We start from the raw sequence: 24,902 nt of genomic DNA, 5'->3' as shown, positions 1-24,902 counted from the left end.
ACGCAAATGTAACTTCTTTATACCTTTTTAGGGCGTAGAAGTCTTTGATTAAATCCCTTTTTTGGCCTTTGTCCCTGAGCTAGAGTTGTGATTATTTGTTGTTGCCGAGTGGTTTCAATTATCGCTTGTCGCAGTAAATGAAAACCCTCGGGTTATGATTATCGAGTGGCTTCAACCATTGCTTTTGCCAGTGAGTTAAGGCCGTTGGTGCGCGATGGGCTGAGCTGACCTTCTAGGCCCAATTGTTTGAAGTAAGCTGTAGGATCAAATGCTTGGATTTCAGCGCGGCTTTTGCCATGGCAGGCACCAAGCAATAATCCGATCAATCCCTTAACGATGCGGGCATCGCTGTCGGCTAAATAATAGTGCCTGCCAGCCTGTTCTAGATGATAAATCCACGCATCACTTTCGCAGCCTTTTACTTGAGCGGCCTCGATGCGAAGCTCAGGGCTTAAGCTTGGTAAGTCTTTCCCTAACAACATAATTTGGCGATATCTTTCCTGCCAGTTAGGGGCATTGGTAAAACGCGCCAGTAAGGTTTCGGCATCTTGCACTAAATAGTGAAAATCGGCCTCATTTGGCATAGGCATGATTGAATCTGTCATAGGGCTAAATCCTGTCTCATTTATCTTGAGCATCGTATGAGTGGCGTAGATCAGTCGTTAAATGCTGGATTACAGCAGCAAGTCTTTTACCGAGGCTAACGCGGCAATAAAGCGGTCGATATCGTCTTTATTGGTGTAGATACCGATCGAGGCGCGGCAACAGCCCTTAAGATTCAGGCTCTGCATTAATGGCATGGCACAATGATGGCCACAACGAACGGCAACTCCTTGTTGGTCCAGCAAAATGCCTACATCTTGGTGATGTTCACCGGCAAGATTAAAGGCGACGACGCCGATATTGTCATCAAAGGCGCCGTATAAATGCACTTCACCGAGCGCGCGCAATTGGCTTTGTAAATAGTTAACTAGTTCAGCTTCATAAGCTTGAACCTGCGGCATGAGTTCGGTTTGTAAAAATGTAATGGCCGCACCCAAACCTATGACTTCAGCAATCGGCGGCGTGCCCGCTTCTAAGCGATTCGGCAGGTTGCCAAATTCTGTCGCCTCAAAACTCACGCGTTTAATCATCTCGCCGCCAGTCAATAGTGGCGCGAGATTATCTAACGCGTCGAAACGGCCGTAAAGCACGCCAACACCAGTGGGACCATACATTTTATGCCCTGAGAAGACGTAAAAATCACAATCGATTTCAGTCACATCCAACGTTAAATGCGCCACTGCCTGTGCGCCATCAACTAAGGTGATAGCACCTTGTTTTTTCGCTAACTGCACTAGCTGAGCCACGGGATTGACTGTACCTAGGGCGTTGGAAACATGGCACAGGGCGACGATTTTAGGCTTTAACTCGAGCAAGGTTTTATAGGCGTTGATATCTAAGCGGCAATCCTGACAGAGCGGGATTGGTTTAATGATTGCCCCTGTGCGTTTCGCCAGTTCCTGCCAAGGCACGATATTGGCGTGGTGAGCGGCGGCGTCGATTAATATCACATCGCCAGCATTTAATTGGGTAGTCAGCCCAAAGGCGACTAAGTTGATTGATTCTGTGGTGCCGTGGGTAAAAATGATTTCTTCGCGGCGTTTTGCCTTCAAAAATTGCTGCAACTGATCGCGCACTTTCTCATAGCTTAAGGTCGAACGCGCTGATAACTGATGCGCTGCACGGTGCACATTGGCATTGTCGTTGGTGTAAAACTGTGCCATGGCATCTAACACCATTTGCGGCTTCTGGCTGGTGGCTGCTGTGTCGAGATAACATAGGGGATAACCATCAAGCATTTGATTTAACGCTGGGAATTGCGACCGAATCTGAGCATTTTGCTGATATGCTTCAGATGAGCCAAGTGTCACTGTGGTATCAGGCATAGCATTCGCCGAGGCATGGGATGTTTCAATGTCAGCCATTGTATTCGTCGCTGTGTTAGTCACAGTATTTGGCGTAGGCGATGCAGGTTGAGTCATGGGCGAGGCTAAGGGCAATGAAAAAGGCCAAGGGATCTTCTGTGATCTGCCATGTGAATGCAAGTTTTAGCGGTTTGTTGAGGCGTTGGTATTGGACAGTGGTATTGAACGCCTAATTTCACTAAGGTCTGTTCAAACTGTTGCCTAATAGATATTTCGCACGCCTTAAACGGTTTTAGATTCTAACGCATCATTGAGCTTAGCTATGATGCGATTTTTCTAATGTTTAAGTTTTTCTTTTAAATTCAGCTAATACTTTACGCTTAATTCATCCACCGAAAGTTAAAACTCCGACTATTCTAAATTGGACGTCCTTCGTTGTCAGTGTTTGCTGGAGAGTAGTTTTATGGTGAAGCTTTTAAAAGACTTACGGATTAAACATAAGATGATCGCCCTCGTTGGGGTGATGTTAGTGCTGATCTTGATTTTGTCTGGATTTAGTCTGTTGAAGATGCAGCGTGTATCGGAGGAGATTCATGGCATTGCAGAAGAGAATATTCCATTAGTCAGGCTATCGACTGACATCACCATTAAGCAGCTTGAAAGCTCTGTCATTCTAGAAAAAGCGTTTCGTGCCGCGGACATTGAAACCGCATCGAGCCAGCAAATTTTAGTGGCTTTTATTGCGGATGTTATCAAGCACAATGAAGACATTAGCAAGAAGTTGCTCTCGACTCAAACCATGCTTGGAGAGGCATTAAAAAACGCTAAAACTCCTCAAGTACGTGAGAAAACACAGCAGCTAAATCAAGATATTGACACGATCATTCAACATTTTGCAGATTATAAAGTCCTGCTTGGTACCGTTATTTCGGGAATTCAGCAAAAAGAAGACCATACCGCTTTAGCTAAGCGGGTTGAATCTTTAGAGGAAGCGCAAAATGTGTTTAATGCTGAGCTAAGTCAATTCGTAGAACGTTTAGCACTGATGACTCAAACTGCGGTTTCTGTAACAGAGGAAGAAGAACTTAGGGCCATTTATGGCTTAACGATTATTTCGATAGTGTCTTTAGTCATAGGCTTATTGATTGGCATCGCTTGCAGTCAATACATGGTCAAATCTATCAATCGGTTACGTAATTCTGCCGCCATGATGGAAAAGGGCAACTTTAACCAAGAGCTGCGCGTCGATTCCAAGGATGAATTAGGTGAACTTACCGTCAGTATGAATCAAATGGCGTGGACCTTAAGTAAAACTGTTGGCCAAGTGATTGCTCGAAGTGAAGAAATTGCCTCTATGGTGACTGAGCTTAATGCGGTGGCCGAGAATAATCGTGAGGCTATGTTGAGGCAGCAGGATAACACAGACCAAGTCGCCGCCTCTATGACCCAAATGGCAGCAACGATCACTGAAGTGGCGAGTAGTGCAGAAACCGCTTCGTATTCAGCGGGACAAGCTGAGCATAAAGTGAAAGAAAGTTGTGAGGTTGTCGATGCGAGCGAAAAAATATCGAAGCAGTTGGTTGCCAGCGCCCAGTATTCGAATCAACTTATTCAACAGGTTCAGGCGAGTACGGGAAAAATCCTCAACTTTGTTTCTGTGGTCGATGCGATAGCTGGGCAGACGAACTTATTAGCTTTGAATGCATCGATTGAAGCGGCGCGGGCGGGAGATCAAGGTCGTGGTTTTGCTGTCGTTGCCGAAGAAGTGCGGGCATTGGCAACGCGCAGTCAAACGGCCACGCAGGAGATCAGCGATCTTATCCAAACACTTGTGAAAGACGCCAAATCCTCAGTCGAATCCTTCGCCGATAACGATAAGCAAATCAGTGAGTCATCACTGCTCGTTAATCAAGTCAAGCAGCACTTATTTGAGATTTTAGATGCGTTGACTGAACTGACTCAGGCTAATACTCAAGTCGCGACCGCCAGTGAGGAGCAAGCCGTGACCGCCGAAGATATTAGTGAGCGCATTAATGCGATTCGTGATTCGGGTGAGTTGGTACTCAGCAGCGCTAACGAAACCGCGAAAGCCAGTGAGTCACTGTCTAAGCAGGCTAATTCATTGAGGGAAACGATGCAGCAGTTTAAGGTGCGAGTTGTTTAAATGTATTAGCCCATAATTCAGTGTGCTAACGACGACAGCGGTTAACTTAACTGCGCCACTTCATCTTAGCTTGAGCCTCATTTGTGCCTTAACTCAATGTGAGGTGAGCATATCCTCAAACAATTTGAAGATGCAGGATTCAAGTTGTTTGGGATATAGGTCTATCTTGTTATCCGACACACAATTGCCGTAAAAATGATACTGGTTGTGCAGTGACTTGCAACAAACTGTTGTAATATGTAGCGCTAAATAACGACTAAAAATGTGAATTAAATGGGCATGCGTATTCTTTGGCTTCTTGTGTTAACGCTGAGCATTCTTCCTAGAACCGCTGCAGCATCAGATATTGCGAGCAGTGTTACTGGAGGAACTAATCGCCTTGCTGACGGCGGTGATTTTGAGCTGGGCATGAGTGTTTACGGGATTAATCAAGTCGATGTTCGGCAAACGGATTCAGGTTCTGCACAGTTGTCGCTGTTAGTCAGTGGCATGTACCAGTACAAAGGGCTGTTTGTTGAGATGATCCATCAATCTCAAGATGGCATTAATTTGGGATTTAATCTTTGGAGCTCAGAGGATTGGTCATTAGAACTGCTATTGGCTAACTTGCAAGGTTCATGGTCCCGTCCTGATGTGGATCCCAGTACGCTGGATGAAGCTGGCCGCAATGCTTATCTACTATCGGAAGATTCTCTCTATGTTGGTGCCGGTTTTCGTGCCACGCGTTATTGGGGCGATAACTATGTTTTTCAGTATAGGTTAGTATCTGATTATTATGATAATCAAGGTATTCAAAGTTCTGCCAGATTGGGTAAGTCCTGGCAGGTTCGTAATTGGAATTTTCACGTATTGGGGAGCGTAGGTTACTCATCTGCCACCTTGAATCGCTATCTTTTTGGGATCAGTAAGGAAGAAGCCACTGAACGCTTTCCTGAGTATCGGCCGGATAGCTCTTTCAGTTACGGCATGGAGTTAGGGGTTGCCTATCCGCTGAGTGAAAATTTTGTCTTTCGGGCCATGTATCGCTTCAATGTATTATCCCAAGAAGTGACCGACAGTCCCTTCAATCAAGCGAGTTATACATCGTATTTTAATGCTTCTCTTAGCTATGTGTTTTAGGAGGAGGGCATGAATCGATTTTATCATTTGTTAGCGGTAGTGATGCTGAGCACGCCTTTTTTGGCTTGGAGTCAGGATGATGCCGTTATTTTTACCGCGACCCCAGAACGCTGCATTGCACTGCATAAAGGGCAAACTTGCTATCAAGATGTATTGTTCCGATGGCAGACACCCGCGAGCGGCGAGTACTGCCTCATACTGACTGACCGTCAGCACCAGTTAACCTGTTGGACTGGCAAAGCTTTGCAAGAATATCAATATAGTTTTGAAGGGGATAAAACGGCGACTTTTAGTCTTATCCGTAATGATGATGTGCAACCGCTCGCGCAAGTTAAAGTGGTCGTGACATGGGTTTATAAGGCCCCTAAACAGAGTCAGTCCGGTTGGAGGTTATTCTAATATGTCAGTTGCAAAGCATATCTTAGTCGTAGAGGACGATACCTCACTGGCAGAGTGGATCAGTGATTATTTACTGGATCACGGTTACGGAGTCACAGTGGCTAGCCAAGGTGATTTTGCCTTAGAGATGATAGCCGATGAGATGCCTGACTTAGTGCTACTCGACGTGATGATGCCCGTTAAGAATGGCTTCGATGTGTGTAAGGAGGCCAGGGCATTTTATACTGGGCCCATTTTATTTATGACGGCTTGCGTTGAGGACGGCGATGAAATCCGCGGGTTAGATGCTGGGGCTGATGATTACCTCACTAAGCCGATTCGACCACAGGTGCTGTTAGCGCGGATAAAGGCCCTGTTACGCCGAGTGAGTGATGAGGAGCAAAAGCAGCAATTAGTGTTTGATTCTTTAGTGTTAAATGCGACGGCAAAGTCAGTCACCATTGATAAACAGCCGCTGGATTTGAATGCCAATGAGTTTGATGTTTTGTGGCTGCTGGCATTGAAGGCGGGCACGATAGTGAGTCGCAATGAATTGGTGGCCCAACTGCGGGGCATTGAATACGATGGCCTAGACCGCTCGGTGGATATTCGCATATCGCGCTTACGCAAGAAGTTGCAGGAAGCGTTGAGTCAGCCCTATAAAGTCAAAACCATTCGTGGCAAGGGATATTTGTTTTGCCGCGATGAGGCCGAGCAAGCTTTATGAAGAAGTTAATGACTTCTCTGGTGCTGGTCGTGCTGGTGGCCATTGCCAGCCTAGGCTGGTCGATAAGTGAGTTTGCAACACTTATTGATCCTGATAATGAAACGCCTAGCCCAGCAACTCACCTCGCGGCATTAAAACTGCTGGGCGGTTCACTGGCGCAAACGTTAGATAACGATCCCGCCCCAAATAATGCGTTTATAGACAACTGGAATCAGCGAAATGCAGATCAATTGTCTTTGGTGAATGAAGCAGATTTTGTCTTACCCTCAGCCCTAAAGACAGAGTTTTATTCAGGGGAATCATTACTGCTGGAGTCCGATGACGGCATCTCTTTGCACTATTTATTGCCTAAAACGGGTCAGGTGCTGAATATCAATATCCAGATAGTGACGCCAGCCGATGTGAGTTTTAACGCGAACAAGCTGTATACCATGCTTTTTTATGGCGGTGTGGTGGTGATTTTGTTGGTGTGGGTGTCTCCTTTAATCCGCCAACTGGTTAATCTCAGTAAGGTGACTCAAGCATTTGGTATGGGAGAATTACAGCAGCGAATTGTGGTCAGTAAAGCGTCCTACATAGGCACAATAGAAAGCGAATTCAATCGCATGGCAGATCGCATCCAGCAATTGATCGATGACAATAAATTGCTTAGTCGGGCAGTTTCCCATGATTTAAAAACTCCGATTGCGCGGCTGCGATTTGGTATTGCGGCGTTAGAAGAAACCCAAAGCGAACAACTTAGGGTGAAGTATTTTCAGCGATTGAACCGCGATCTGGACACTATGGAAGACTTGGTGATGACACTGCTCAGCTATGCCCGCCTCGATGAGGCGAATATCCAACCTGATTGGCAACCTATTGAGCTTAATACTTGGTTGCTGGAAAAGTATCAAGGCCAAGTATACTCAGGGTTTTCAATGGAACTCATCACCTGCCCAATACCGTTGAACATCAAAACAGATCCTAAGTACTTGTCAATGCAGGTGAATAACTTGCTCAGTAATGCGCTGCGTTTTGGCCGTGCCAATATCCGGCTGATGTTGGCATTGGAAGATGGGATTGCGTGGTTACACGTTGACGATGATGGCCCTGGCATAGATGAACAGGAATCTGCTCAAGTGATTAAACCTTTTGTGCGTGGTCAGCATAGCCGCGGAAATTCCGGTCATGGCATGGGTCTGGCGATTGTCGATAGAATTGGTTGTTGGATGGGTTCGCCATTACGTATTGGCCGTGCTCCTGACTTGGGTGGGGCTCGCATGTCACTAAAATTCAAGGCTGAAGTTTAAAGTTGGGGTTTAATACGATTGGTGTAATGCGAGGTTTGAGTCGTTTTTGTCTGTTTCTTTAACATGAGCTGAAGCGAGCAATGCGGCTAAATCTGCGTCATCTAATCTGCTGTGTTGATTTAGAGACAGAGGCGGAATGACTCAATTCACTATACGAATGAGTGCCTAACGAATTGGTGCTAAACAGGGGGGATTTATAAATAAAACGCACCAGCCTTGATACCTAACGAGAATCTAGACTGGTGCATTTTTGATGAGCAATTAACTTTTCACATTGACATTGTTAAGTATGTAATCTGTTTCATAGATGCGGGAACTCGCATTTTCTGGCTTGCTATGTAAACCTGTGACTTCGACCATGACAGAGGTTTCTTGATTCATCGTCGAACTCCCCCACAAGATATCCTTACTCGCGCTCGCTCCTACTCCAAACTGGCCAATTGCATCACGATCGGTTTGTTCGTGAGTAAAAGTGAAGTAGTTATAACCCGCTTGTTTGCATAACTCTGCTGACTTACGCATGACGTACTTTCGGGCCAATGCGCGGTCAGTGTTGGTATTGCCAACAAAGCTTATCTGCCAGCTATCGGGTGCAATCTGTGCGGTTTCAAATCCTTTACCGAAAGACCAAAATTGCTTTTCGGTATCGTAGGAAGTGGCACAAGCTGAAAGCATCAGAGCTAATCCAGCACATAAAAATGTTTTTCTGATAAGTGTCATGGTCTTGTCTCGTCAGGTTGTTTAGAAGCTATAGTTCACGCCAAGGGTAGTAACCCACTGGTTGTTACTGTCTATGAGCGGAGAGTCAGCCATGTTGGCACCTATGTGCGAGTAACCTGTGGCTTGAGTAATATCTAAATGCTTAGTGACTGGAATAACCAAAGCGTAGCCTAGCTTATATGCAAAGGTGCCGTCGGCTTGATAGGCAGGGCGCTGCGCCGTAGCTTCAGATGACGTCACACCTGTGTAGTAGTTTGCGAAGTCTTTACTGAAGTAGTGCACACCCGCATAAGGCACCAGATCACCGAAGCCTACATTTATTGGATGGTAATAGGTGATATCAGCCTGAAAACCATCATAAATATTGGTGACATCGTGTTGGAATTTGGTTGATAGCGTGCCATTTCCTAAATGAATGTCGGCGTTTAAACCCAGATCACCACTGAATTTGCGATCCTTCATGCCCGTTAAAATATCCGCATCATCGGCATCAAAGCCTGGATTGGCAACGGCAAAGATACTGAAATTAACGGCACTATCGTTCGTGCCTAAAAAGCGGTAGTTGATGCCGGACAGATCGGCGTTGAAGTCTTCACCGTGGTAGCCGCCATTGAGGTAGGCACCTGTCTGGTGATCTTGACCCTTATAAAACTGACTACCAGTAGCAACACCTGCGCCAGCAAAGAACTGATCTTGATGACTATAGATATTACCGTTACGAATGTAGGTATTGCTTTCAGCAAGAGCGTGGCTTGACATCAAAACACTTGTAATTACAAAGCAAAGTTTTTTCATTTTTTTATCCTTAAGACATCTGTCTAGTGACTGTGATGCCACTATATTTCACTTCTTAAAAGGACTCTGTATCCGAATGTAACCTAGACCATGTATTGCAGCCTTCTCGCATAGCCTGGCGCTGGTGAGCTCGTGGAGCTGAAGACGATGACCTTTTGCTAAGCCACAGGGATAAGATAAAGAAGACTAGGTAATAGGTAGCTTTTGATTGAATGGAGGAGAGAGCGCATTGATGAGGTGATATAAAGGTAAAAAGTTTTGCCTCTAAAGCTATTTGAAATCAATAGCATCAGGGGGATTTGACCAGATGCTATTGGTCAGTCATTCAAACAACTCGCCGACTAAGCCTAGGGGCTAAGGACAAGGTAATCTAAATTGATCGGACAGTTGGTTTAATCGCACTAATAGCTCTGGTGATAAGGTGACTTTTAAACTGTCGATGTTTTCTTTCAGTTGATATAAGTCGGTGGCGCCTATGATATTGGAGCCGACAAACTTACGTGAGTTAACAAAAGCTAACGCCATTTGTGCGGGCGTGAGTTTGAACTCGCGGGCCAAATCGACATAGGCTTTTGTAGCCTCCAGAGCCATTTGCGAACCTGTATAGCGGGCGAAACGCTTAAACAAGGTCAGGCGCGCGCCTTCAGGCCATTGGTCGTTGCAATATTTTCCCGTCAAGGCGCCAAAGGCCAGTGGCGAATAGGCCAGTAATGGCAAGTTTTCGCGGTGACTGATTTCGCTCATGCCGACTTCGAAACTGCGATTAAGCAAGTTATAGGGGTTTTGCACACTCACAATACGCGGCAAGCCATGTTTTTCGGCGAGTTGCAGGTATTTCATCAAGCCCCAAGGCGTTTCGTTCGACACCCCGATATAGCGCACTTTACCTTGGCGGATCACTTCGGCGAGCGCTTCTAGGGTTTCAAGTATCGGTGTTTGATGTTCATGCTCTTGTTGATCGTAAAACAGTTCACCAAAGAAATTGGTATTACGGTCAGGCCAATGGATTTGATAAAGGTCGATAGTGTCTATTTGGAGGCGTGCTAAAGACGCATCGACCGCTTGGTGGATGTTGTTCCAGTCCAGCGCCATATTTTTGCGAATGTAATCACTTTTACCCCCAGGTGCGGCAATTTTAGTGGCGATCACTAAGTCGTCTCGGTTACCGCGGGCCTTAATATATTGCCCTAGGATACGCTCGGTTTCCCCTTGGGTCTCCGGCTTAGGTGGTACGGGATACATTTCCGCCGTATCGATAAAGTTGATGCCATTGCCTATGGCGTAGTCCAGCTGTGCAAACGCTTCGGCTTGGGTATTTTGTTCGCCCCAAGTCATAGTGCCCAAACAAATTTTACTGACCTCAAGATTAGAATGCGGTATGCGTCTGTATTCCATCTATTTCTCCTACGGAAACTCTCTTAGTTTGAGGCTACCAAGCTTTTGCTGTAAAGCAAAGGTTAAACCATAGGTTGAAATGTTAGTGCGCTAAAAATAGCCAGCAAGTTTAGCCATCCTGCCCCATTTTGAGGCATGCCATTGGTTGAAGTTTGTTCGCTGAGTTGCTCTTTTAACGGTTTTAGCGCTTTACTGCACTGAAATGGAGATTCTGGCTTATTTTTGTAAACCTTAGGTACTACTAAATCAGTAATGACGTATTTATGAATAAATTGTTATAAAACTACATTTGCAGATTACAGTAAGTAAGAATGTGAATCTGTGTCACAAAATTGCGTAAATTTACGTATCTAACTTACGAATTTGCAGCGGAATGTGACGCCAATATCGGAATCTGCGTTAACAAATCTCTACCCTAAATTTATCTAAAAATTTTTCATGGTTGATATTTGTGATGGCAGATTTTTCAAACCAAATTGTAACGATCAAAAAAGGCCTCGACTTGCCGATTGTTGGTGAGCCGCGACAGGTCATTGAACTCGGTGCTAAGCCATCCCAAGTGGCTGTTCTGGGAGAAGAGTTCGTTGGGCTTAAGCCGACGATGTTGGTCGAAGAGGGTGATTTTGTTCAAAAGGGCCAAGCCCTATTTGAAGATAAAAAAACGCCTGGTGTGTTGTTCACTGCACCCGCTAGTGGCCAAGTCGTAGCGATTAACCGCGGCGAGCGTCGAATTCTACAATCAGTCGTCATTCGTTGTGATGACGGTAAAAACCTCGATGGGCAGATTTCTTTCGATATCCATCAAGACATTGCCGCTCTCCCTCGACCAACCGTTCAAGACCAGTTGGTGAAGAGTGGTCTATGGACGGCCCTGCGTACTAGGCCTTTCTCGCGCGTGCCTGCGCTCGATAGCACGCCAGCAGGTATTTTCGTCACCGCTATCGATACTAATCCACTGGCCGCTGATCCCCGTTTGATTATCGCCGAGCAAACTGAGGCTTTTAAAGCTGGCTTGCTGGTGTTGAGCCGTTTAACCGAAGGCAAGGTTTACCTGTGCCAGGATAAGGGCGAAGCGATTGTTAAAGAAGCATTACCACAACTTGAGGTGCGCCGTTTTGATGGTGTTCATCCTGCGGGTTTAGTGGGCACTCATATTCACTTTACTTTGCCAGTGAGTTTAGAACGTCAGGTTTGGCATATCGGTTATCAAGATGTGATTGCCTACGGCAAGTTATTCCAAACCGGTGAGTTGTATACCGACCGCATCGTCGCCTTAGGTGGCCCGAGCGTGCTGAACCCGCGTTTACTGCGCACTCAATTGGGCGCTGAGCTAAGTGCCTTAGTGAGTGATGAAATCAAACCTGGCCATAACCGCGTGGTATCGGGATCTGTGTTATCTGGCCATACCGCGGCGGGCGTACATGACTTTTTAGGCCGATTCCACAACCAAGTATCAGTGTTGAGCGAAGATTCGCAGCACCATGTTCTCCCTTGGGTGCGCGGTGGTTCTGACAAATTCTCCATCACTCGTGCCGTAACATCACGTCTGTTTGGTGCGACTAAATTGTTCGAGTTTACGACGCATCAGGGCGGTTCAGCTCGCGCCATGATGGCTTTTGGTCAGTTAGATCGCGTGATGCCACTGGATATTTTACCCACCTTGCTCGTTCGAGACTTAGTGGTGCGTGATACCGATGAGGCGCAGGCCTTAGGTGCATTGGAGTTAGATGAAGAAGATCTGGCGCTGTGTACCTTCGTATGTCCCGGCAAATATGACTTTGGTAAAGAATTACGTGCCTGTCTAGATGTTATTGAGAGGGAAGGTTAATGACCAAACAAGTGAAAAAAACTGATTTACAGGACGCCTCTGATTTACAAGAAGAGTACTACGCAACGGGTAAGTCGATGAAGGGCTTTTTGCGCTCACTCGTCATTGCCAATGGTCGTAGCACTAAGGGCCAAGTGCATGTGCGTGACGCGATTGACGTGAAACGTACCATGACGCTAGTCGGTTTGTGTTTACTGCCCGCCATTTTATTCGGTCTATATAACATTGGCCTACAGGCACAGCTTGCGCTCGCGGGCGGATTATCGACCCCAGATATTTGGAAGTTAGAAATCTTTAATACCCTGTTTGGCAGCCTTAGCCAAGACACTGGGATATTAGGTTTATTCCTCTATGGTCTTAGTTTTTATCTGCCGATTTACCTGACAGCACTGCTCACCAGTTTGTTTTGGGAAGTGGTGTTTGCGCGGGTTCGTGGTCAAGAGTTGCACGAAGGCTTCTTCGTGACGGCCCTGCTGTTTACCTTAATCTTGCCAGTATCGACACCGTTGTGGCTGGTGGCCATGGGGATTTCCTTTGGTGTGGTCGTGGCTAAAGAGCTGTTTGGCGGCATGGGATATAACTTCCTTAACCCTGCGCTGGCAGGCTTGGCTTTTATCTACTTCGCCTATCCATCTGAAGTTTCAACCATTAAACAGCTCGTTGCCGTTGATGGTTTCTCTGGTGCAACGGGGCTGGCACAAACCGCAGCGGGCAAGTTGAGTTTTGCCGATTACTCTTGGTTTAGCGCCTTTAGCGATCCTAACTGGTGGAACAACTTTTTTGGCTTTACCGTGGGCGCGATTGGCGAAACCAGCACCTTAGCGATTTTGATCGGCGGTTCATTATTGCTGATCAGCCGCTTAGCGGATTGGCGCATTGTGCTCGGTGTGTTGCTGGGCATGATAGCGACAGCAACGCTGTGTAATTACATCGGTTCTAGCAGCAATCAAATGATGGCAATGCCGTGGACTTGGCATCTTGTCACTGGCGGTTTTGCGCTAGCAATGATGTTTATGGCCACCGATCCTGTAACCACTTCGTACACTCGCCAAGGCAAGTTTGCCTACGGTGCTTTGATTGGTTTTATGACTGTGCTTATCCGTGTCGCTAACCCCAAAATGCCTGAGGGTGTGATGTTAGCCATTCTGTTCGCCAACCTTTGGGCGCCGCTGTTCGATTATCTGGTGGCCCGCGCCAACATCAAACGGAGATTAAAACGTCATGGTCTTTAAGAAAGATACTGTGGTGGGGACCATGATCTTCACCATCACGCTCTGCCTCCTGTGCTCGTTTATGATCACAGGCACAGCAGGCATATTGAAAGAACGTAAAGTCGCCAAAAAACGTGACGAAGTGCAGCGCTATGTGTTGATGGCCGCCGATGTGAACTTAGGTCAGGGCAATGAGTTTAGAGAGATTTTTGCTAAATCTGTTAAGCCATTATTGATCAACCTAGACACAGGTAAGGTGGACTCAGACGCTAACGTCCTCGATTTCGATGAGCGTATGGCGGCAATTAATCCTGAGACTTCAAGTGCGCCGAAAAAAGATATCGCCAAGATTAAAACCCGTGCGAACGATGCCCGCGTGTTTAAAGTGCTCGATGCCAACGGCAAGTTAGACAGCGTGGTTGTGCCTTTCTATGGCAAAGGTCTATGGTCGATGATCTACGGTTATGTGGCGGTTGAACCCGATTTCAACACCATTAAAGGGCTAGTCGTGTACGAGCACGGTGAAACCCCTGGTATCGGCGACTTTGTGACCGATCCCCATTGGTTATCGCTGTGGAAGGGCAAGCAATTATTTGATGAAAAAGGCAAATTTGCGATACGTCTTGTAAAGGGTGGCGTTAAAGAAGGCGATCTTCACGGTGTGGATGCGGTAAGTGGCGCGACCATGACGGGCCGCGGCGTGCAGCGCGCAATGGAGTTTTGGTTTGGCGTTGAAGGTTTTCAAACCTTCTTCAACCAGCTTAAAGCGTCGGCAGCGCAGGGTGAATTGCAAGGTGAGTTGGGAGAGGCAAAATGAGCAACACTTTATCCATGCGTGACATGTTAACGGGGCCAGTGTTTGCCAATAACCCCGTCGCGATGCAAGTGCTGGGCGTATGTTCGGCACTGGCGGTCAGTAACTCAATGCAAACCGCTGTGGTGATGACGCTCGCAGTGACCTTTGTGTTGGTGTTTTCTAACTTGATTATCTCTGCCATTCGTAACTTTATCCCGACCAGTGTGCGGATTATCGCGCAGATGACGGTTATCGCCTCCTTGGTGATTATCGTCGACATGGTTCTGCAGGATGTAGCCTATGAGTTATCTAAGCAACTTTCTGTATTCGTTGGGTTAATTATCACCAACTGTATCATCATGGGCCGTGCAGAAGCCTTCGCCATGAAGTATCCACCGCATTTAGCGGTCGTCGATGCGCTTGGTAATGCGACAGGTTATGGCTTGATTTTGATCAGCGTTGCCTTTGTACGCGAGCTGTTAGGGACGGGTAATTTATTCGGTCACCCTGTGTTCACCACCATCGAAAATGGCGGCTGGTACTTGCCAAACGAGATGTTCAAGTTACCACCGAGCGCCTTCTTCCTGATTGGTGTGTTGATCTGGACTATCAATGTGATCCAGCGGAAACGGGGTTAAGGAGCAGATATGGAACACTATATAAATCTATTTTTGCAGGCCACTTTTATCGACAACATGGCGCTGTCGTTCTTCTTGGGCATGTGTACTTTCTTGGCCGTGTCTAAAAAGGTGTCAACCGCCTTTGGTCTAGGTGTCGCTGTGATTGTGGTGATGACCTTAGCCGTGCCGTTAAACCAGCTGATTTACGTCAAAGTGCTCGCACCTGGCGCACTGTCTTGGGCGGGATTACCCGGTATCGATTTAAGTTACCTGCAATTGATCACTTTCATTGGTGTGATTGCGGCGTTAGTGCAAATCCTTGAAATGTTTTTGGATAAGTACATTCCTAGTCTGTATGACTCCCTTGGGATCTTCTTACCTTTGCTCACAGTGAACTGCGCGATTTTTGCAGGGGTGATCTTTATGGCGAACCGTGATTACAACTTCGGTGAGTCAGTGGTGTTTGCGATGGGCTCGGGTCTTGGTTGGGCAGTGGCGATTGTACTGCTGGCGGGACTGCGCGAAAGAATGAAATTCAACGCGATTCCCGAAGGCTTACAAGGTATTGGTATCACCTTTATTACTACAGGCTTGATGGCGCTGGGCTTTATGTCTTTCTCAGGGATCTCGCTGTAACGCTACAGTAGGCGAGCCAAGAATTGAGAAAGTGAAACCAGATTCTTTTTAGAAAAGAGCTAGAAAAGGGTAATACGATGGAAATGGCAATTGGCATAGGCATGTTCACGCTAGTGGTCTGTCTATTGGTGATAGTGATTCTAATCGCCAAAAAGAAATTAGTGGCTACGGGTGAAGTGACGATCAGCATCAACGAAGATGCCGAAAAAAGCATTCAAGTTGCCGCGGGTGATAAGTTACTCGGCGCTTTGGCGAGTCAGAGTATTTTTATTCCGTCTGCCTGTGGTGGTGGCGGAACCTGTGGTCAGTGCCGAGTGAAAATCAAATCTGGCGGCGGTGACATTCTGCCGACTGAAATGGGCCATATCACTAAGAAAGAGGCTAAAGAAGGTTGTCGTCTCGCCTGCCAAGTCTCAGTGAAAACCGATATGGAACTTGAGCTCGACGAAGAAATCTTTGGGGTGAAGAAGTGGCAATGTCAGGTGATCTCTAATGATAACAAGGCGACTTTTATCAAGGAGTTATTGCTTGAGTTACCCGAAGGTGAAGATGTTCGCTTTAAAGCGGGGGGTTATATTCAAATTGAAGCGCCAGCCCATGTGGTGAAATACGCTGACTTTGATATTCCTGAAAAATACCGTGGCGATTGGGACAAATACGGCCTGTTTGACATTGTCTCTACCGTCAACGAAGAAGTGTTGCGCGCTTACTCTATGGCCAACTATCCCGATGAAAAGGGTCGTATTATGCTGAACGTGCGGATTGCGACGCCGCCATCGGCCAATGTGCCAGCGGGCAAGATGTCATCTTACATCTTCAACCTGAAAGCGGGCGATACAGTGACCATTTCTGGGCCATTCGGTGAGTTTTTTGTGAAGGAAACCGATGCGGAAATGGTGTTTATCGGCGGCGGTGCGGGCATGGCACCTATGCGTTCACACATTTTCGATCAGCTTAAGAGTAAGAAAACCACACGTAAAATGAGCTTCTGGTACGGCGCCCGTTCAACCCGTGAAGTGTTTTACCAAGCGGATTTCGATGCCCTAGCGGCCGAGAATGACAACTTCGTCTGGCATGTGGCGTTATCTGAGCCATTGCCTGAGGATAATTGGACTGGCTACACTGGCTTTATTCATAATGTGATTTATGAGAATTATCTTAAAAATCATAAGGCACCAGAAGACTGCGAGTACTACATGTGTGGTCCTCCAATCATGAACTCTTCAGTGATTAAGATGCTTGAAAGCCTAGGCGTTGAACCAGAAAACATCCTACTCGATGACTTTGGTGATTAGCCGTTAAACTTAAGCTAGAGCTTAATCTGAGCTTAATCAGAGCTTCAATTAGCGGTTAAAGCTTGAAACTCATAACTCGCGTTAAGGCAACTTAACGCGAGTTTTGTTTATTGCTTGTTAGCGTTTTTAAGTTCAAAGCCTCTAACAATGACATATGCGATAAGGGCAAATATGAATACGATGAGGTACATCCATGCGATACTTTGCAAAGTTTCAATAATTGTTCGATATATCTCAATAGTCCAACGTTCTAGAGTTAGCTGTAGAATTTCAACATCTTTATGTCGAGCGGTAATGTAGCGTTCTAAATCATAAATTCTAACTCCACCAGAAATACCCACAACGTATGTGGCAAAAATAATATATTTTTGCCAAGCGGCACTGATTGAATCTTGAATTATTCGAGAAAATATTTCTCCTAGTGGTCTTTTGAAAATCGAAACAACCAGAAATGAAACGGTTATAGATAGTGCAAATGTAATAATCAGTAATGTAAAGAACATGCTCTCTCCTTAGAACAGATAATCAAATCGACAATTTTACCAGTCATTTAAAATCAACAACATAATCTGCTTTCGGCTTACGTTCAAGTGAATAGTGATTGAGATCGCTTTAAGGATAGGTGCCGAGTGGGTGTCAACATTCGTGAATGATTTTGCTATCTGGGTAGTGCTATTCAGTGGGTATAATTTTTGAGTTGTTAAAGTTAAAGTCGTGGGGCTTCACCCCACACCCGAACAAGGAAGACTGCTCGTCCTATCCTCCTTGGATGCTCCAAGACGCCCCTAGCAAAGTTACATCCATTGAATACTGGCTTCGTGCATATTCGAAAATCGCTAACGCTTCCGATGGGGCGTCCATTCCCCCCGAAAACTACGCAGACGTCCTGTCTGCGTCACGCGATTTTCTTCAACACCCTTCAGCAACTTCGTAGGGGAAGGTGAACTTCTGCTGTCTAGGTGTCGGCAGTTAATCCTGAAAGAGTTATGCTTATCCCATCTTTTGGTTTGATAAATTCTTTTTTATGTTACTGGGTACATCTATTCAAAAAACTAATCCATATGAAAAATCTTTCATCTGGAGCCTTAATCGTCTCATACTGTTCGTTGTCGTTTACTTGTCTTGCAATGATAACTTGTCCTAAATTCTTGATAAGTTTAATGTTATATATGTCACTGAATTCATCACTATTTTTTCATCTAATCCAGGAAACACAATATTATCAGGAAGGCGATAAAAGAAACGATCTGTTGCAGCAAGGAATAACTCGACAACATCTATGAAATCATTGACTTCAGTTTCAGTTGGTATGGCATAATTGTGCTCGACTTCGTTTCTTATTTTGTTTAACTTGTTTAATACTCGAGGGCTGACTATTCCGCATTTTTTGCAGTATTCAAGCTTAGCTGGAAACGCATTTTTGTTGGTGTGACTTTTGTAACCGTATGTATCGACTAAAAGATCAACTTGATAATGCAATGCTCTCTTTGCATTTAACAGCGCATTAATCGAAGAGTGATTGTCTAGAGTTCCCTCAAGATCCTTAATTGCAAAAATGAAGTAGTCACGTGGCTTTAGATCTCCAGTAATATCAATACCTTGCCACTCTGGGTCATAATCGTACTTCACGAGATCAAGATACTTTTCTAATTCTTTCATATTACTCCTTTGTTAAAAGGTTAGGTTTCTCTACTAATAGGGATCGCGGTATATCATACGTCCTATTATTTTGGTTTATTACGTTAATTCTTCAAGCCCTATAATAGAATGCAAAATAATCCCAACAGCTTACCCTAATGCTCCTGTTAATTAAGGATACACATCGATTATATTGTAGTTCTCCTTTGATAGCTTTATCGATATATTACTTAGGGAAAATCTGACTGGTATAAGTTTAATTCCTTAATAATTTACCAATAACACCTGAGTTCAAGGGATGCACAATCCCCTCGGAGTTACCGCAGGGCGAATAGAACTCTTGATTTAATAAAGAGTGCGTGAGTCTTGGCATATAATCCAACTCTCGGTTAAAGTCTAAGTTATTTCTGGCACTCTAAACCTTAAACATAACAACACTTAACACGACCTTGTGATAAGCTTGCCGCTTTCTAAAAGGCAGCATTATTTGTTAATTACGTTAAGGATAACCAATGCGTTTGAGTGTTATCAGTACCCTGTTGACTGGTTTTTTATTATTCCCAAGTGCCAATAGTTTTGGTCTGTTATTAGAAACAGGTGCTGAACAAGAGCAAATCGGGCAAGGCAGTAACTCTATTGCCGTTGAAAGCCAAACCGCATCTTCAGTATCGAAGGTGGCGGAGATCAAGACTTTAATCCAAACCGCGATAAAGGATTCGCCGCAGCCATTTAGTGGCAGTGTTATCCTGCTTGAGCAGGGCAAGCCGCAGCTTGAACTGCAAAAGGGCGAAGGCATTAGTCAAGATTCGCGCTTTGTGATGGCATCGCTCTCTAAGCAGATTACTGCAACCTTGATATTGCAGGCCGTCGATGCGGGGAAACTCGACTTAAACCTATCGCTTAATCATTATCTTTTTGGTGATGCTGAAGGGAATAATAAGGCGCTAAAAGGCATGGATGCAGGTGTAAATCCAAGTGCGGATGCACTTAATCCCAGTCGATATGATGAGCGGATTACGCTACACCAACTGCTGACGCATACATCGGGTGTCGATAAACTGGGTAAGGCCAATCGATTCGAGCCGGGAAGCCAATTTGAATACTCCAACTTCGGTTATTCACTTTTAGGGCAAGTGCTTGAGAAGGTCAATCACCAATCCTTTGCCGAGCAAGTGGCGCAGTTTGCAACGCGATACCAGCTTAATGGCCTGAGTGCTGAGCTTGGCAGTATTGAGGCGATTCACGTCAAAGTGCCTTCACTCGCCGTAGGTTTACAGGAAAGCGAGGTGATTGCCCCTGCTGACTTAGTGCTTGATGAAGCTTTGTTGCCCGCAGGGGGATTAATTGCTTCAGCGCCAGCTTATGCCGCCTTTCAGCATCTATTACATTCTGGCAAGTTGATGAGCGCAGAGAGTTATCAACGTATGACTATGGCGTATACCGAGATCCAATTCTTATGGCCGAATATGCGCTATGGCTATGGGGTGAGGATCAATAAGGACGATGGTCTCGTCGAATACAGTCATACGGGCTATTTATCTGGCTATATGTCGATGACACTGCATTATTCCGAATTTAATTTGGATCTGGTGATGCTGGAAAATCTATCGCTAAATCTTAATGATCGCGCTCGAGTATTTGAACTGCATAATCAGATACGTCAAATCATTCGTAGCCAGTTACTGCTTGCTAAAGCGTCTAATGTTAAGCCTTAAGTCTCTCCATTATGTTGGCTAATAGGCGGCTAAGTCAGATGGTGTGAGTCTCGAAAGCATAAAGCCCCAAAGTTAGGGCTTTATGCTTGGTACTCGTTGGCAGTTAAGGTGCTAATCGTTACCAAAAGCGCTTTCTAAGTGCGGTCTCGATATCAATCTCAACCCTAAAGTACTGCAAAATCGTCCAAACTGAATCGACTAAGGCTTCGGTAAGCGCTGGATAATCATCCTCGATAATTCCGTTAATTTCTTCGACGGTTTCATCGATATATTCCTGAACACCTTCCTCAAATTCGGCCTTTGTCGCTTGATTGCGGAAAAAGCTAAAGTTGTCGAGCTTTTCAATCAATTGATCAATAAGGACTCTCACCGAATTGAGTTGCTCAACTGTGATCGTCGGATCGGTGGCGATCAGTTTAAAAAAGCTCTGCACTTTGGTTTTGAGATCGAATAGCGTTGGGATTTGATCTCGATTTGCCGCCGCATTACTCACCTCTAATTTGGTTTGCTTGACGGGCGCTGGTGTCACATTCACCTCAGATGCTTGCGGATTGGTCGTCATAGAAGCTGTTGCTGGTATTGCGCGATTGTGGGCTATGGTTGTGGGGGCTGGCGGTATCTCGCGCCCCAGTGTTTGTAGCAGGCGGCGCTGGAAATAGCTTTGCGGCAGGGCTTTGCTGAGTGCTTGCTCAAGCTGAGTTTCACTGTAGGAGGCTATCTGCAGCAGCGCTTCGAAAATCTCTTTATATTCTTGCTCAATAGCCGCTATTAGCGGGCTATTGCCTAAGCTATTGGTCACGGTTAAGTTGGCGCCATATTGCTGCAAAAGTCTTAAGATCCGCACCGCTGTTGATTCAAAGCGGGGGAACTCGATTGAACTGCCACCTATCACAGCGCAAAGGGCAGGAGTGGTGTCTTCGGCATTGATGGCATTGGGGTTGGCGCCATGTTCGAGTAACGCCTCTACGCAGGACTGTGCGCCGTAGTAACTGGCGCACATTAATGGCGTAAATTGCTCATCTACTGAGAATTCTTCTAACTTTGCTCCATGGCGCAGTAAGAGTTCTACGGTTTTTCGCCGCATAGGGCCGGTAATTTCATCCCACCAGTAGGTCGAAATCGCCTTGTGTAGAATGGGCGAATTATCGTGGCCGCAATGGGTAAAAATATCCCCGCCTTGGTGAATGAGCCATTCAAGTAGTTGGGTTCGACAGGAGATAGCCGCCGCGGACACATAGTTAGTGTTGTAGATATTGGTGAGGCTTAAATCCAGCCCCTTGGTGAGCAGATATTCCATCACTTGGATAAGCGTTGCTTGATCTTCTTTCCCTGAACCACGCTGGCAGAGAGTGAGTAAGGTTGGTTCATCCACCGCCCCAAATTTTTTATTGATATCCATACCATATTGCAGGAACAGATCGAAAAACTCGGGCAGAAAGGTTTTCTTTTCGACCATTGGATAAACCAATAGTCGTAAATTCGACCAGACTAACATCTCATAGGGTTTACCCGTATTCACAAATTCGGCATTTGGATTAGCGCCATATTTGAGCAACAGTTCAAGGGCTTGGTAGATGTAGCTCCGTTTATTCGGATCGGTAAATTGGGCATTATTAATATATTGGTTGAGTAAAGGTGAATGGTCGGCATCAGGCGGTGTCATCCTATAGATGCGATTGATATCGACGGTGGCCTTAATCAGTTTTTCGATAATCCTAAGGTCAAATTCTGAGGTCAATGCTGCATAGACCAAACTTTTAGCGTGGGAGTCGGCTTTGAGCTGCGGATAATGGTCTAACAGGTATTCAGTGTAGTCTTGCGCTTTGGCGTAAACGCATAGTTCGAGTAAATTGGCATCATCCCAGAAGCTGCTATCGTTGGCCATAATATAGCGTGACTTTTTAAATGCAGGGAAGCGTTTAACTAAGGGAGAAAATGTTTCTACTCCCCAAAATTCGCTCGAAGAAATAATGTTTTCAATTAGGCTTAATTTGCCAATGTCTAATGGAATATCTTTATTAATGATATGCAGGAACAGATCTTTATTGCGTTCATCATATAATATTTCTAGTGGGTGATTTAATTCACCATTAGTCCAAAAGCTCACCGGTTTATTGATATCTAAGTTAGCTGCAAGTAGAAGGTCGATCATGTCTCTACGTTGATGGTCTTGATAGATATATTGCGGATTAGGATGAAATAGATAGTTGAGCCAGCAATTATTATATTGATTTTGAAAGTAAAGATTGGCACTGGAGTCTAGGTATAGGGTAACGAGTTCTGAGTTGTTATATTCAATAGCCGAATGCAAGGCACTGAAACCATTACATTCGATTTTAGCACCTTTGCTGAGCAAGTATTTTATAAGCACTAAATCGGACTGAGGACTGCAAGATAGGGGAACTAATATATTGCAGGGCGAAACATTGAGATCAATAAAGTTGAGATCTCCACTATCGGCAAGAAATTGATCAACTTTCTTTATTTTAGCCGAGGTCGAAAGCGTGTTATCTAGGCATATTTCCCGAAGTGTGAGTTTCTTATCACTAAAAATCCAACTGAGCATAATGTTCCCTATTTAATGCCGTTAACAAAATGGTATCAAACGCCTTTCAATTTATTAAAAATTGAGTGAGGTAAAATTGCCATATATTAATGCATTTAAGTTAAGAAAAACTATGCCCTAAGACTGATAATTAAAATGATCCTGTTTGAATAACATTTTGTGATACAAATTGATAATGCCAAACAAGTTGCATGATGACATGTTTGGCATTGTTACTTTGATTGGAATTCTGCTTCATATCCTATTGATTAAGATCTAGCAGCATCGGCATTTCGCAGGCGTCGTGGCCTGTGTTCCCTAGGGGAGCCGACAGATGTACAAAGCCTAATTTCTCATAGAGTTTTACGGCTTCATTTAGTACAGCGGTGGTTTCTAAATAGCAGCTTTGATAACCCGTTTCGCGGGCGAAATCGAGTGCCATTAACGCTACGCGTTTTGCGAGTCCTTTGCCGCGGATTTCTGGCATAAAGTACATTTTTTGCAGTTCGCAGACGCCATCATTGTTAGCTAAAGGCGCAATACCGGCGCCGCCTAAAATGCGGCCCTCTAATTCAATAATCCAATAGTTGGCGCCCGCTTGGGAGTAAATCTGGCTTAGGCAATCTAAGGTCGGGTCCGCCACGCTATAGCCTTTATCCGCGGTTAAGCCGTATTCGGCCGAAACATCGCGGATGACTTTGGCAATTGCGGCATCATCTTGGGCTGTGGCTTGGCGAATGTGGCAACCACTTTGCTGCTTGGCGTTATGTACGGCTTGGTTATATAACACGAGGGCCTCTTCGATTTGTGAAGTTTGCAATGGAGTCAGTTGGGCTAAGATCCCTTGGAATAATTGATTCTGCTGAGTATCCAATTTAACGAGTAACTTCTTACCCGCAGGTGTCAGTTGCACAACTAAGCAGCGACTGTCCCGTGGATGTACCTGACTCTGGGCAAGATGTTTATCGATCAAATGCTTGATAGCGCGGCTCGCATTGGACTTATCTATGCTGAGTTTGCTTGCAAGCTCTTTGATGGTCAGGGGCTGCTTGCCTATCTCAAACAGGGCATGGGCTTGCACGGGCGAAAGGGGTAAATCCCCAAAGGCGGCGTTGAGCATGCCTAAATTTCTCACCAGATAGCGAGACAAATGCCTGAGTTGGGCGGATGAGCCTGACTCAGTCGTTTGCTTAGTTTGAGTCACAGGCTTCGCGGGATCTTGAGCCAATGGTGCGTCTGTTTGAGCCATAGTCGAATAGGTTTGGTTGCATGTCACAACTAAGTTAGCGGGCTTTAATTCCTCTTGCAACATATTACTAACAATCTACTGTGTAAATATCAGGATTCAATAATGGCGCCATGGCGAGAATAATCGCTTGGGTGTAATTACTTTCACGGGTCGCATGGCCGTGGGTGAGTAAACCTATGGCACCGCCTTTTTGCTTAATATTGATTGTATTGAACAACCTATCCATGACATCCCCGAGTTCTTCCCCCGCTTCTAATGCTCGATAAACTTGCATTGGTAAAGGTAAAATCGCACTGCGGCCAATGGCAAGCTGGTCTTTATGGCCAATCGCGATATAGGCGAATGTGGCAGGGCCAAAGTCGAAACAATCGACACCGCCTTCCATCGCAAAATAGTAGTCGGCTTTAGTCTCTTGCGGGTCCTGCTGTTGACAATAGCGCACCCGATTGATCGCCCCTTGTCGAGTGTCGAGATCTGTCATTGGCTGCGCCGCAACACCAGAAGGGGCCTCCATACCGCTGGCTTCTATGATGCTCTCAGGGAACAGCTGTGCCATGGCGTTAGTTGCCGCGTTGATTTTTACCGGGTTTTTAGAACCCACTTTTATCTTAATAATGTTTTGTTGCATATAAGTTATTTATTTTGGATTTTAATGTGGACGCTCGTTTGAATCATTGCTTAAATGGTCTGAGGTGTCTAAGCGTTTGGGTTTTCTATTCTGCCACAGTCGTCGGCGAAGCTCAGTAAAAAAGCCAACAGTAGGGGAGGCAATAGCCAGCCTTAGGGACTAGGAAGCGACATGCAACTATTGCTCCTTCAGTAATTTGGGCTGGAATAGGCAGTAAGGTTATGTCATTGAAGGAACCAAAACCAAG

General features: G+C 45.5%; 22 protein-coding genes. 12 read left to right on the top strand and 10 right to left on the bottom strand.

Annotated features, from left to right (window positions below):
• Positions 1 to 158 precede the first annotated feature (158 nt).
• Positions 159 to 605 (bottom strand): SufE family protein, encoded by a 447-nt coding sequence (locus L5L98_RS06805; protein WP_173246655.1) that lies wholly within the window; start codon positions 603 to 605, stop codon positions 159 to 161.
• A gap of 69 nt (positions 606 to 674) precedes the next feature.
• Positions 675 to 2,024: a cysteine desulfurase gene (locus tag L5L98_RS06800; protein ID WP_212599742.1), complete on the bottom strand. Its 1,350-nt coding sequence runs from the start codon at positions 2,022 to 2,024 to the stop codon at positions 675 to 677.
• Positions 2,025 to 2,370: 346 nt separating this feature from the next.
• On the opposite strand from L5L98_RS06800, the gene L5L98_RS06795 reads away from it, so the two are divergent.
• From L5L98_RS06795 to L5L98_RS06775, 5 genes are all read left to right on the top strand, one after another.
• Positions 2,371 to 4,071, top strand: a complete 1,701-nt coding sequence (locus L5L98_RS06795; protein ID WP_263139541.1) for a methyl-accepting chemotaxis protein — start codon at positions 2,371 to 2,373, stop codon at positions 4,069 to 4,071.
• Between the two features lie 279 nt (positions 4,072 to 4,350).
• Entirely contained in the window at positions 4,351 to 5,190 is an 840-nt protein-coding gene (locus tag L5L98_RS06790) for a MipA/OmpV family protein (RefSeq protein WP_317633950.1), read from the top strand.
• Positions 5,191 to 5,199: 9 nt separating this feature from the next.
• The gene (locus tag L5L98_RS06785; protein ID WP_263139538.1) at positions 5,200 to 5,589 is read left to right on the top strand and encodes a DUF3019 domain-containing protein; all 390 of its coding nucleotides are present in this window, start codon (positions 5,200 to 5,202) and stop codon (positions 5,587 to 5,589) included.
• Position 5,590: 1 nt separating this feature from the next.
• Positions 5,591 to 6,295, top strand: coding sequence for a response regulator transcription factor (locus L5L98_RS06780; protein ID WP_105250123.1), 705 nt, complete (start codon positions 5,591 to 5,593; stop codon positions 6,293 to 6,295).
• Positions 6,292 to 7,584, top strand: a complete 1,293-nt coding sequence (locus tag L5L98_RS06775) for an ATP-binding protein (RefSeq protein ID WP_263139537.1) — start codon at positions 6,292 to 6,294, stop codon at positions 7,582 to 7,584. Before L5L98_RS06780 ends, L5L98_RS06775 begins: the two co-directional genes overlap by 4 nt.
• 261 nt (positions 7,585 to 7,845) lie before the next feature.
• Here the strand turns inward: L5L98_RS06775 and L5L98_RS06770 are convergent, their stop codons facing one another.
• From L5L98_RS06770 to L5L98_RS06760, 3 genes are all read right to left on the bottom strand, one after another.
• Complete coding sequence (locus L5L98_RS06770) at positions 7,846 to 8,304, bottom strand: CC0125/CC1285 family lipoprotein (RefSeq protein ID WP_028761861.1); 459 nt, start codon at positions 8,302 to 8,304, stop codon at positions 7,846 to 7,848.
• Between the two features lie 21 nt (positions 8,305 to 8,325).
• On the bottom strand, positions 8,326 to 9,099 hold the full coding sequence (gene ompV / locus L5L98_RS06765; protein WP_168824821.1) for an outer membrane protein OmpV: 774 nt from the start codon (positions 9,097 to 9,099) through the stop codon (positions 8,326 to 8,328).
• Positions 9,100 to 9,453: 354 nt separating this feature from the next.
• On the bottom strand, positions 9,454 to 10,494 hold the full coding sequence (locus tag L5L98_RS06760; RefSeq protein ID WP_105250120.1) for an NADP(H)-dependent aldo-keto reductase: 1,041 nt from the start codon (positions 10,492 to 10,494) through the stop codon (positions 9,454 to 9,456).
• A gap of 454 nt (positions 10,495 to 10,948) precedes the next feature.
• On the opposite strand from L5L98_RS06760, the gene L5L98_RS06755 reads away from it, so the two are divergent.
• From L5L98_RS06755 to nqrF, 6 genes are all read left to right on the top strand, one after another.
• Entirely contained in the window at positions 10,949 to 12,322 is a 1,374-nt protein-coding gene (locus L5L98_RS06755; RefSeq protein ID WP_263139534.1) for a Na(+)-translocating NADH-quinone reductase subunit A, read from the top strand.
• Entirely contained in the window at positions 12,322 to 13,554 is a 1,233-nt protein-coding gene (locus L5L98_RS06750) for an NADH:ubiquinone reductase (Na(+)-transporting) subunit B (RefSeq protein ID WP_263139532.1), read from the top strand. Before L5L98_RS06755 ends, L5L98_RS06750 begins: the two co-directional genes overlap by 1 nt.
• Entirely contained in the window at positions 13,544 to 14,350 is an 807-nt protein-coding gene (locus tag L5L98_RS06745; RefSeq protein WP_131523704.1) for a Na(+)-translocating NADH-quinone reductase subunit C, read from the top strand. Before L5L98_RS06750 ends, L5L98_RS06745 begins: the two co-directional genes overlap by 11 nt.
• On the top strand, positions 14,347 to 14,967 hold the full coding sequence (locus L5L98_RS06740; RefSeq protein ID WP_028761892.1) for an NADH:ubiquinone reductase (Na(+)-transporting) subunit D: 621 nt from the start codon (positions 14,347 to 14,349) through the stop codon (positions 14,965 to 14,967). The genes L5L98_RS06745 and L5L98_RS06740 overlap by 4 nt, the downstream gene beginning before the upstream one ends.
• 9 nt (positions 14,968 to 14,976) lie before the next feature.
• A complete protein-coding gene (nqrE, locus tag L5L98_RS06735; RefSeq protein ID WP_105250116.1) occupies positions 14,977 to 15,585 on the top strand; it encodes an NADH:ubiquinone reductase (Na(+)-transporting) subunit E in 609 nt (202 codons plus the stop codon).
• Between the two features lie 77 nt (positions 15,586 to 15,662).
• A complete protein-coding gene (nqrF, locus tag L5L98_RS06730; RefSeq protein ID WP_105250115.1) occupies positions 15,663 to 16,880 on the top strand; it encodes an NADH:ubiquinone reductase (Na(+)-transporting) subunit F in 1,218 nt (405 codons plus the stop codon).
• Between the two features lie 107 nt (positions 16,881 to 16,987).
• On the opposite strand, the gene L5L98_RS06725 is transcribed toward nqrF, so the two are convergent.
• Together L5L98_RS06725 and L5L98_RS06720 are read right to left on the bottom strand one after the other, a co-directional pair.
• Positions 16,988 to 17,383: a hypothetical protein gene (locus L5L98_RS06725; RefSeq protein WP_168824826.1), complete on the bottom strand. Its 396-nt coding sequence runs from the start codon at positions 17,381 to 17,383 to the stop codon at positions 16,988 to 16,990.
• A gap of 637 nt (positions 17,384 to 18,020) precedes the next feature.
• Complete coding sequence (locus L5L98_RS06720) at positions 18,021 to 18,539, bottom strand: hypothetical protein (RefSeq protein WP_263139526.1); 519 nt, start codon at positions 18,537 to 18,539, stop codon at positions 18,021 to 18,023.
• A 491-nt stretch (positions 18,540 to 19,030) separates the two neighbouring features.
• Between L5L98_RS06720 and L5L98_RS06715 the strand changes: the two genes are divergently transcribed.
• Entirely contained in the window at positions 19,031 to 20,233 is a 1,203-nt protein-coding gene (locus L5L98_RS06715; RefSeq protein WP_263139523.1) for a serine hydrolase domain-containing protein, read from the top strand.
• A 118-nt stretch (positions 20,234 to 20,351) separates the two neighbouring features.
• Here the strand turns inward: L5L98_RS06715 and L5L98_RS06710 are convergent, their stop codons facing one another.
• The 3 genes from L5L98_RS06710 to yjjX form a co-directional block, all read right to left on the bottom strand.
• Positions 20,352 to 22,799 carry an ankyrin repeat domain-containing protein gene (locus L5L98_RS06710; RefSeq protein WP_263139519.1) on the bottom strand — a complete coding sequence of 816 codons (2,448 nt, stop codon included), beginning with the start codon at positions 22,797 to 22,799 and terminating at the stop codon, positions 20,352 to 20,354.
• Positions 22,800 to 23,040: 241 nt separating this feature from the next.
• Positions 23,041 to 24,090, bottom strand: a complete 1,050-nt coding sequence (locus L5L98_RS06705) for a bifunctional helix-turn-helix transcriptional regulator/GNAT family N-acetyltransferase (protein ID WP_263139518.1) — start codon at positions 24,088 to 24,090, stop codon at positions 23,041 to 23,043.
• 4 nt (positions 24,091 to 24,094) lie between these two features.
• The gene (gene yjjX / locus L5L98_RS06700; protein WP_263139516.1) at positions 24,095 to 24,655 is read right to left on the bottom strand and encodes an inosine/xanthosine triphosphatase; all 561 of its coding nucleotides are present in this window, start codon (positions 24,653 to 24,655) and stop codon (positions 24,095 to 24,097) included.
• Positions 24,656 to 24,902: the final 247 nt, after the last annotated feature.

This window comes from Shewanella sp. SM23 (genome assembly GCF_025654295.1).
Lineage (GTDB): Bacteria > Pseudomonadota > Gammaproteobacteria > Enterobacterales > Shewanellaceae > Shewanella > Shewanella oncorhynchi.
The sequence above is the reverse complement of the archived record's forward strand: the minus strand, read 5'-3'. Positions and strand labels throughout refer to the sequence as shown.

What these genes read in the sequence shown, in the direction of transcription:
- L5L98_RS06720 (WP_263139526.1), bottom strand. Translation starts at nt 18,539, where the DNA reads ATGAAAGAATTAGAAAAGTATCTTGATCTCGTGAAGTACGATTATGAC.
- L5L98_RS06795 (WP_263139541.1), top strand. Translation starts at nt 2,371, where the DNA reads ATGGTGAAGCTTTTAAAAGACTTACGGATTAAACATAAGATGATCGCC.
- L5L98_RS06740 (WP_028761892.1), top strand. Translation starts at nt 14,347, where the DNA reads ATGAGCAACACTTTATCCATGCGTGACATGTTAACGGGGCCAGTGTTT.
- L5L98_RS06805 (WP_173246655.1), bottom strand. Translation starts at nt 605, where the DNA reads ATGACAGATTCAATCATGCCTATGCCAAATGAGGCCGATTTTCACTAT.
- L5L98_RS06715 (WP_263139523.1), top strand. Translation starts at nt 19,031, where the DNA reads ATGCGTTTGAGTGTTATCAGTACCCTGTTGACTGGTTTTTTATTATTC.
- nqrF (WP_105250115.1), top strand. Translation starts at nt 15,663, where the DNA reads ATGGAAATGGCAATTGGCATAGGCATGTTCACGCTAGTGGTCTGTCTA.
- nqrE (WP_105250116.1), top strand. Translation starts at nt 14,977, where the DNA reads ATGGAACACTATATAAATCTATTTTTGCAGGCCACTTTTATCGACAAC.
- L5L98_RS06780 (WP_105250123.1), top strand. Translation starts at nt 5,591, where the DNA reads ATGTCAGTTGCAAAGCATATCTTAGTCGTAGAGGACGATACCTCACTG.
- L5L98_RS06790 (WP_317633950.1), top strand. Translation starts at nt 4,351, where the DNA reads ATGCGTATTCTTTGGCTTCTTGTGTTAACGCTGAGCATTCTTCCTAGA.
- L5L98_RS06710 (WP_263139519.1), bottom strand. Translation starts at nt 22,799, where the DNA reads ATGCTCAGTTGGATTTTTAGTGATAAGAAACTCACACTTCGGGAAATA.
- L5L98_RS06750 (WP_263139532.1), top strand. Translation starts at nt 12,322, where the DNA reads ATGACCAAACAAGTGAAAAAAACTGATTTACAGGACGCCTCTGATTTA.
- ompV (WP_168824821.1), bottom strand. Translation starts at nt 9,099, where the DNA reads ATGAAAAAACTTTGCTTTGTAATTACAAGTGTTTTGATGTCAAGCCAC.
- yjjX (WP_263139516.1), bottom strand. Translation starts at nt 24,655, where the DNA reads ATGCAACAAAACATTATTAAGATAAAAGTGGGTTCTAAAAACCCGGTA.
- L5L98_RS06755 (WP_263139534.1), top strand. Translation starts at nt 10,949, where the DNA reads ATGGCAGATTTTTCAAACCAAATTGTAACGATCAAAAAAGGCCTCGAC.
- L5L98_RS06705 (WP_263139518.1), bottom strand. Translation starts at nt 24,090, where the DNA reads ATGTTGCAAGAGGAATTAAAGCCCGCTAACTTAGTTGTGACATGCAAC.
- L5L98_RS06760 (WP_105250120.1), bottom strand. Translation starts at nt 10,494, where the DNA reads ATGGAATACAGACGCATACCGCATTCTAATCTTGAGGTCAGTAAAATT.
- L5L98_RS06785 (WP_263139538.1), top strand. Translation starts at nt 5,200, where the DNA reads ATGAATCGATTTTATCATTTGTTAGCGGTAGTGATGCTGAGCACGCCT.
- L5L98_RS06725 (WP_168824826.1), bottom strand. Translation starts at nt 17,383, where the DNA reads ATGTTCTTTACATTACTGATTATTACATTTGCACTATCTATAACCGTT.
- L5L98_RS06745 (WP_131523704.1), top strand. Translation starts at nt 13,544, where the DNA reads ATGGTCTTTAAGAAAGATACTGTGGTGGGGACCATGATCTTCACCATC.
- L5L98_RS06770 (WP_028761861.1), bottom strand. Translation starts at nt 8,304, where the DNA reads ATGACACTTATCAGAAAAACATTTTTATGTGCTGGATTAGCTCTGATG.
- L5L98_RS06800 (WP_212599742.1), bottom strand. Translation starts at nt 2,024, where the DNA reads ATGACTCAACCTGCATCGCCTACGCCAAATACTGTGACTAACACAGCG.
- L5L98_RS06775 (WP_263139537.1), top strand. Translation starts at nt 6,292, where the DNA reads ATGAAGAAGTTAATGACTTCTCTGGTGCTGGTCGTGCTGGTGGCCATT.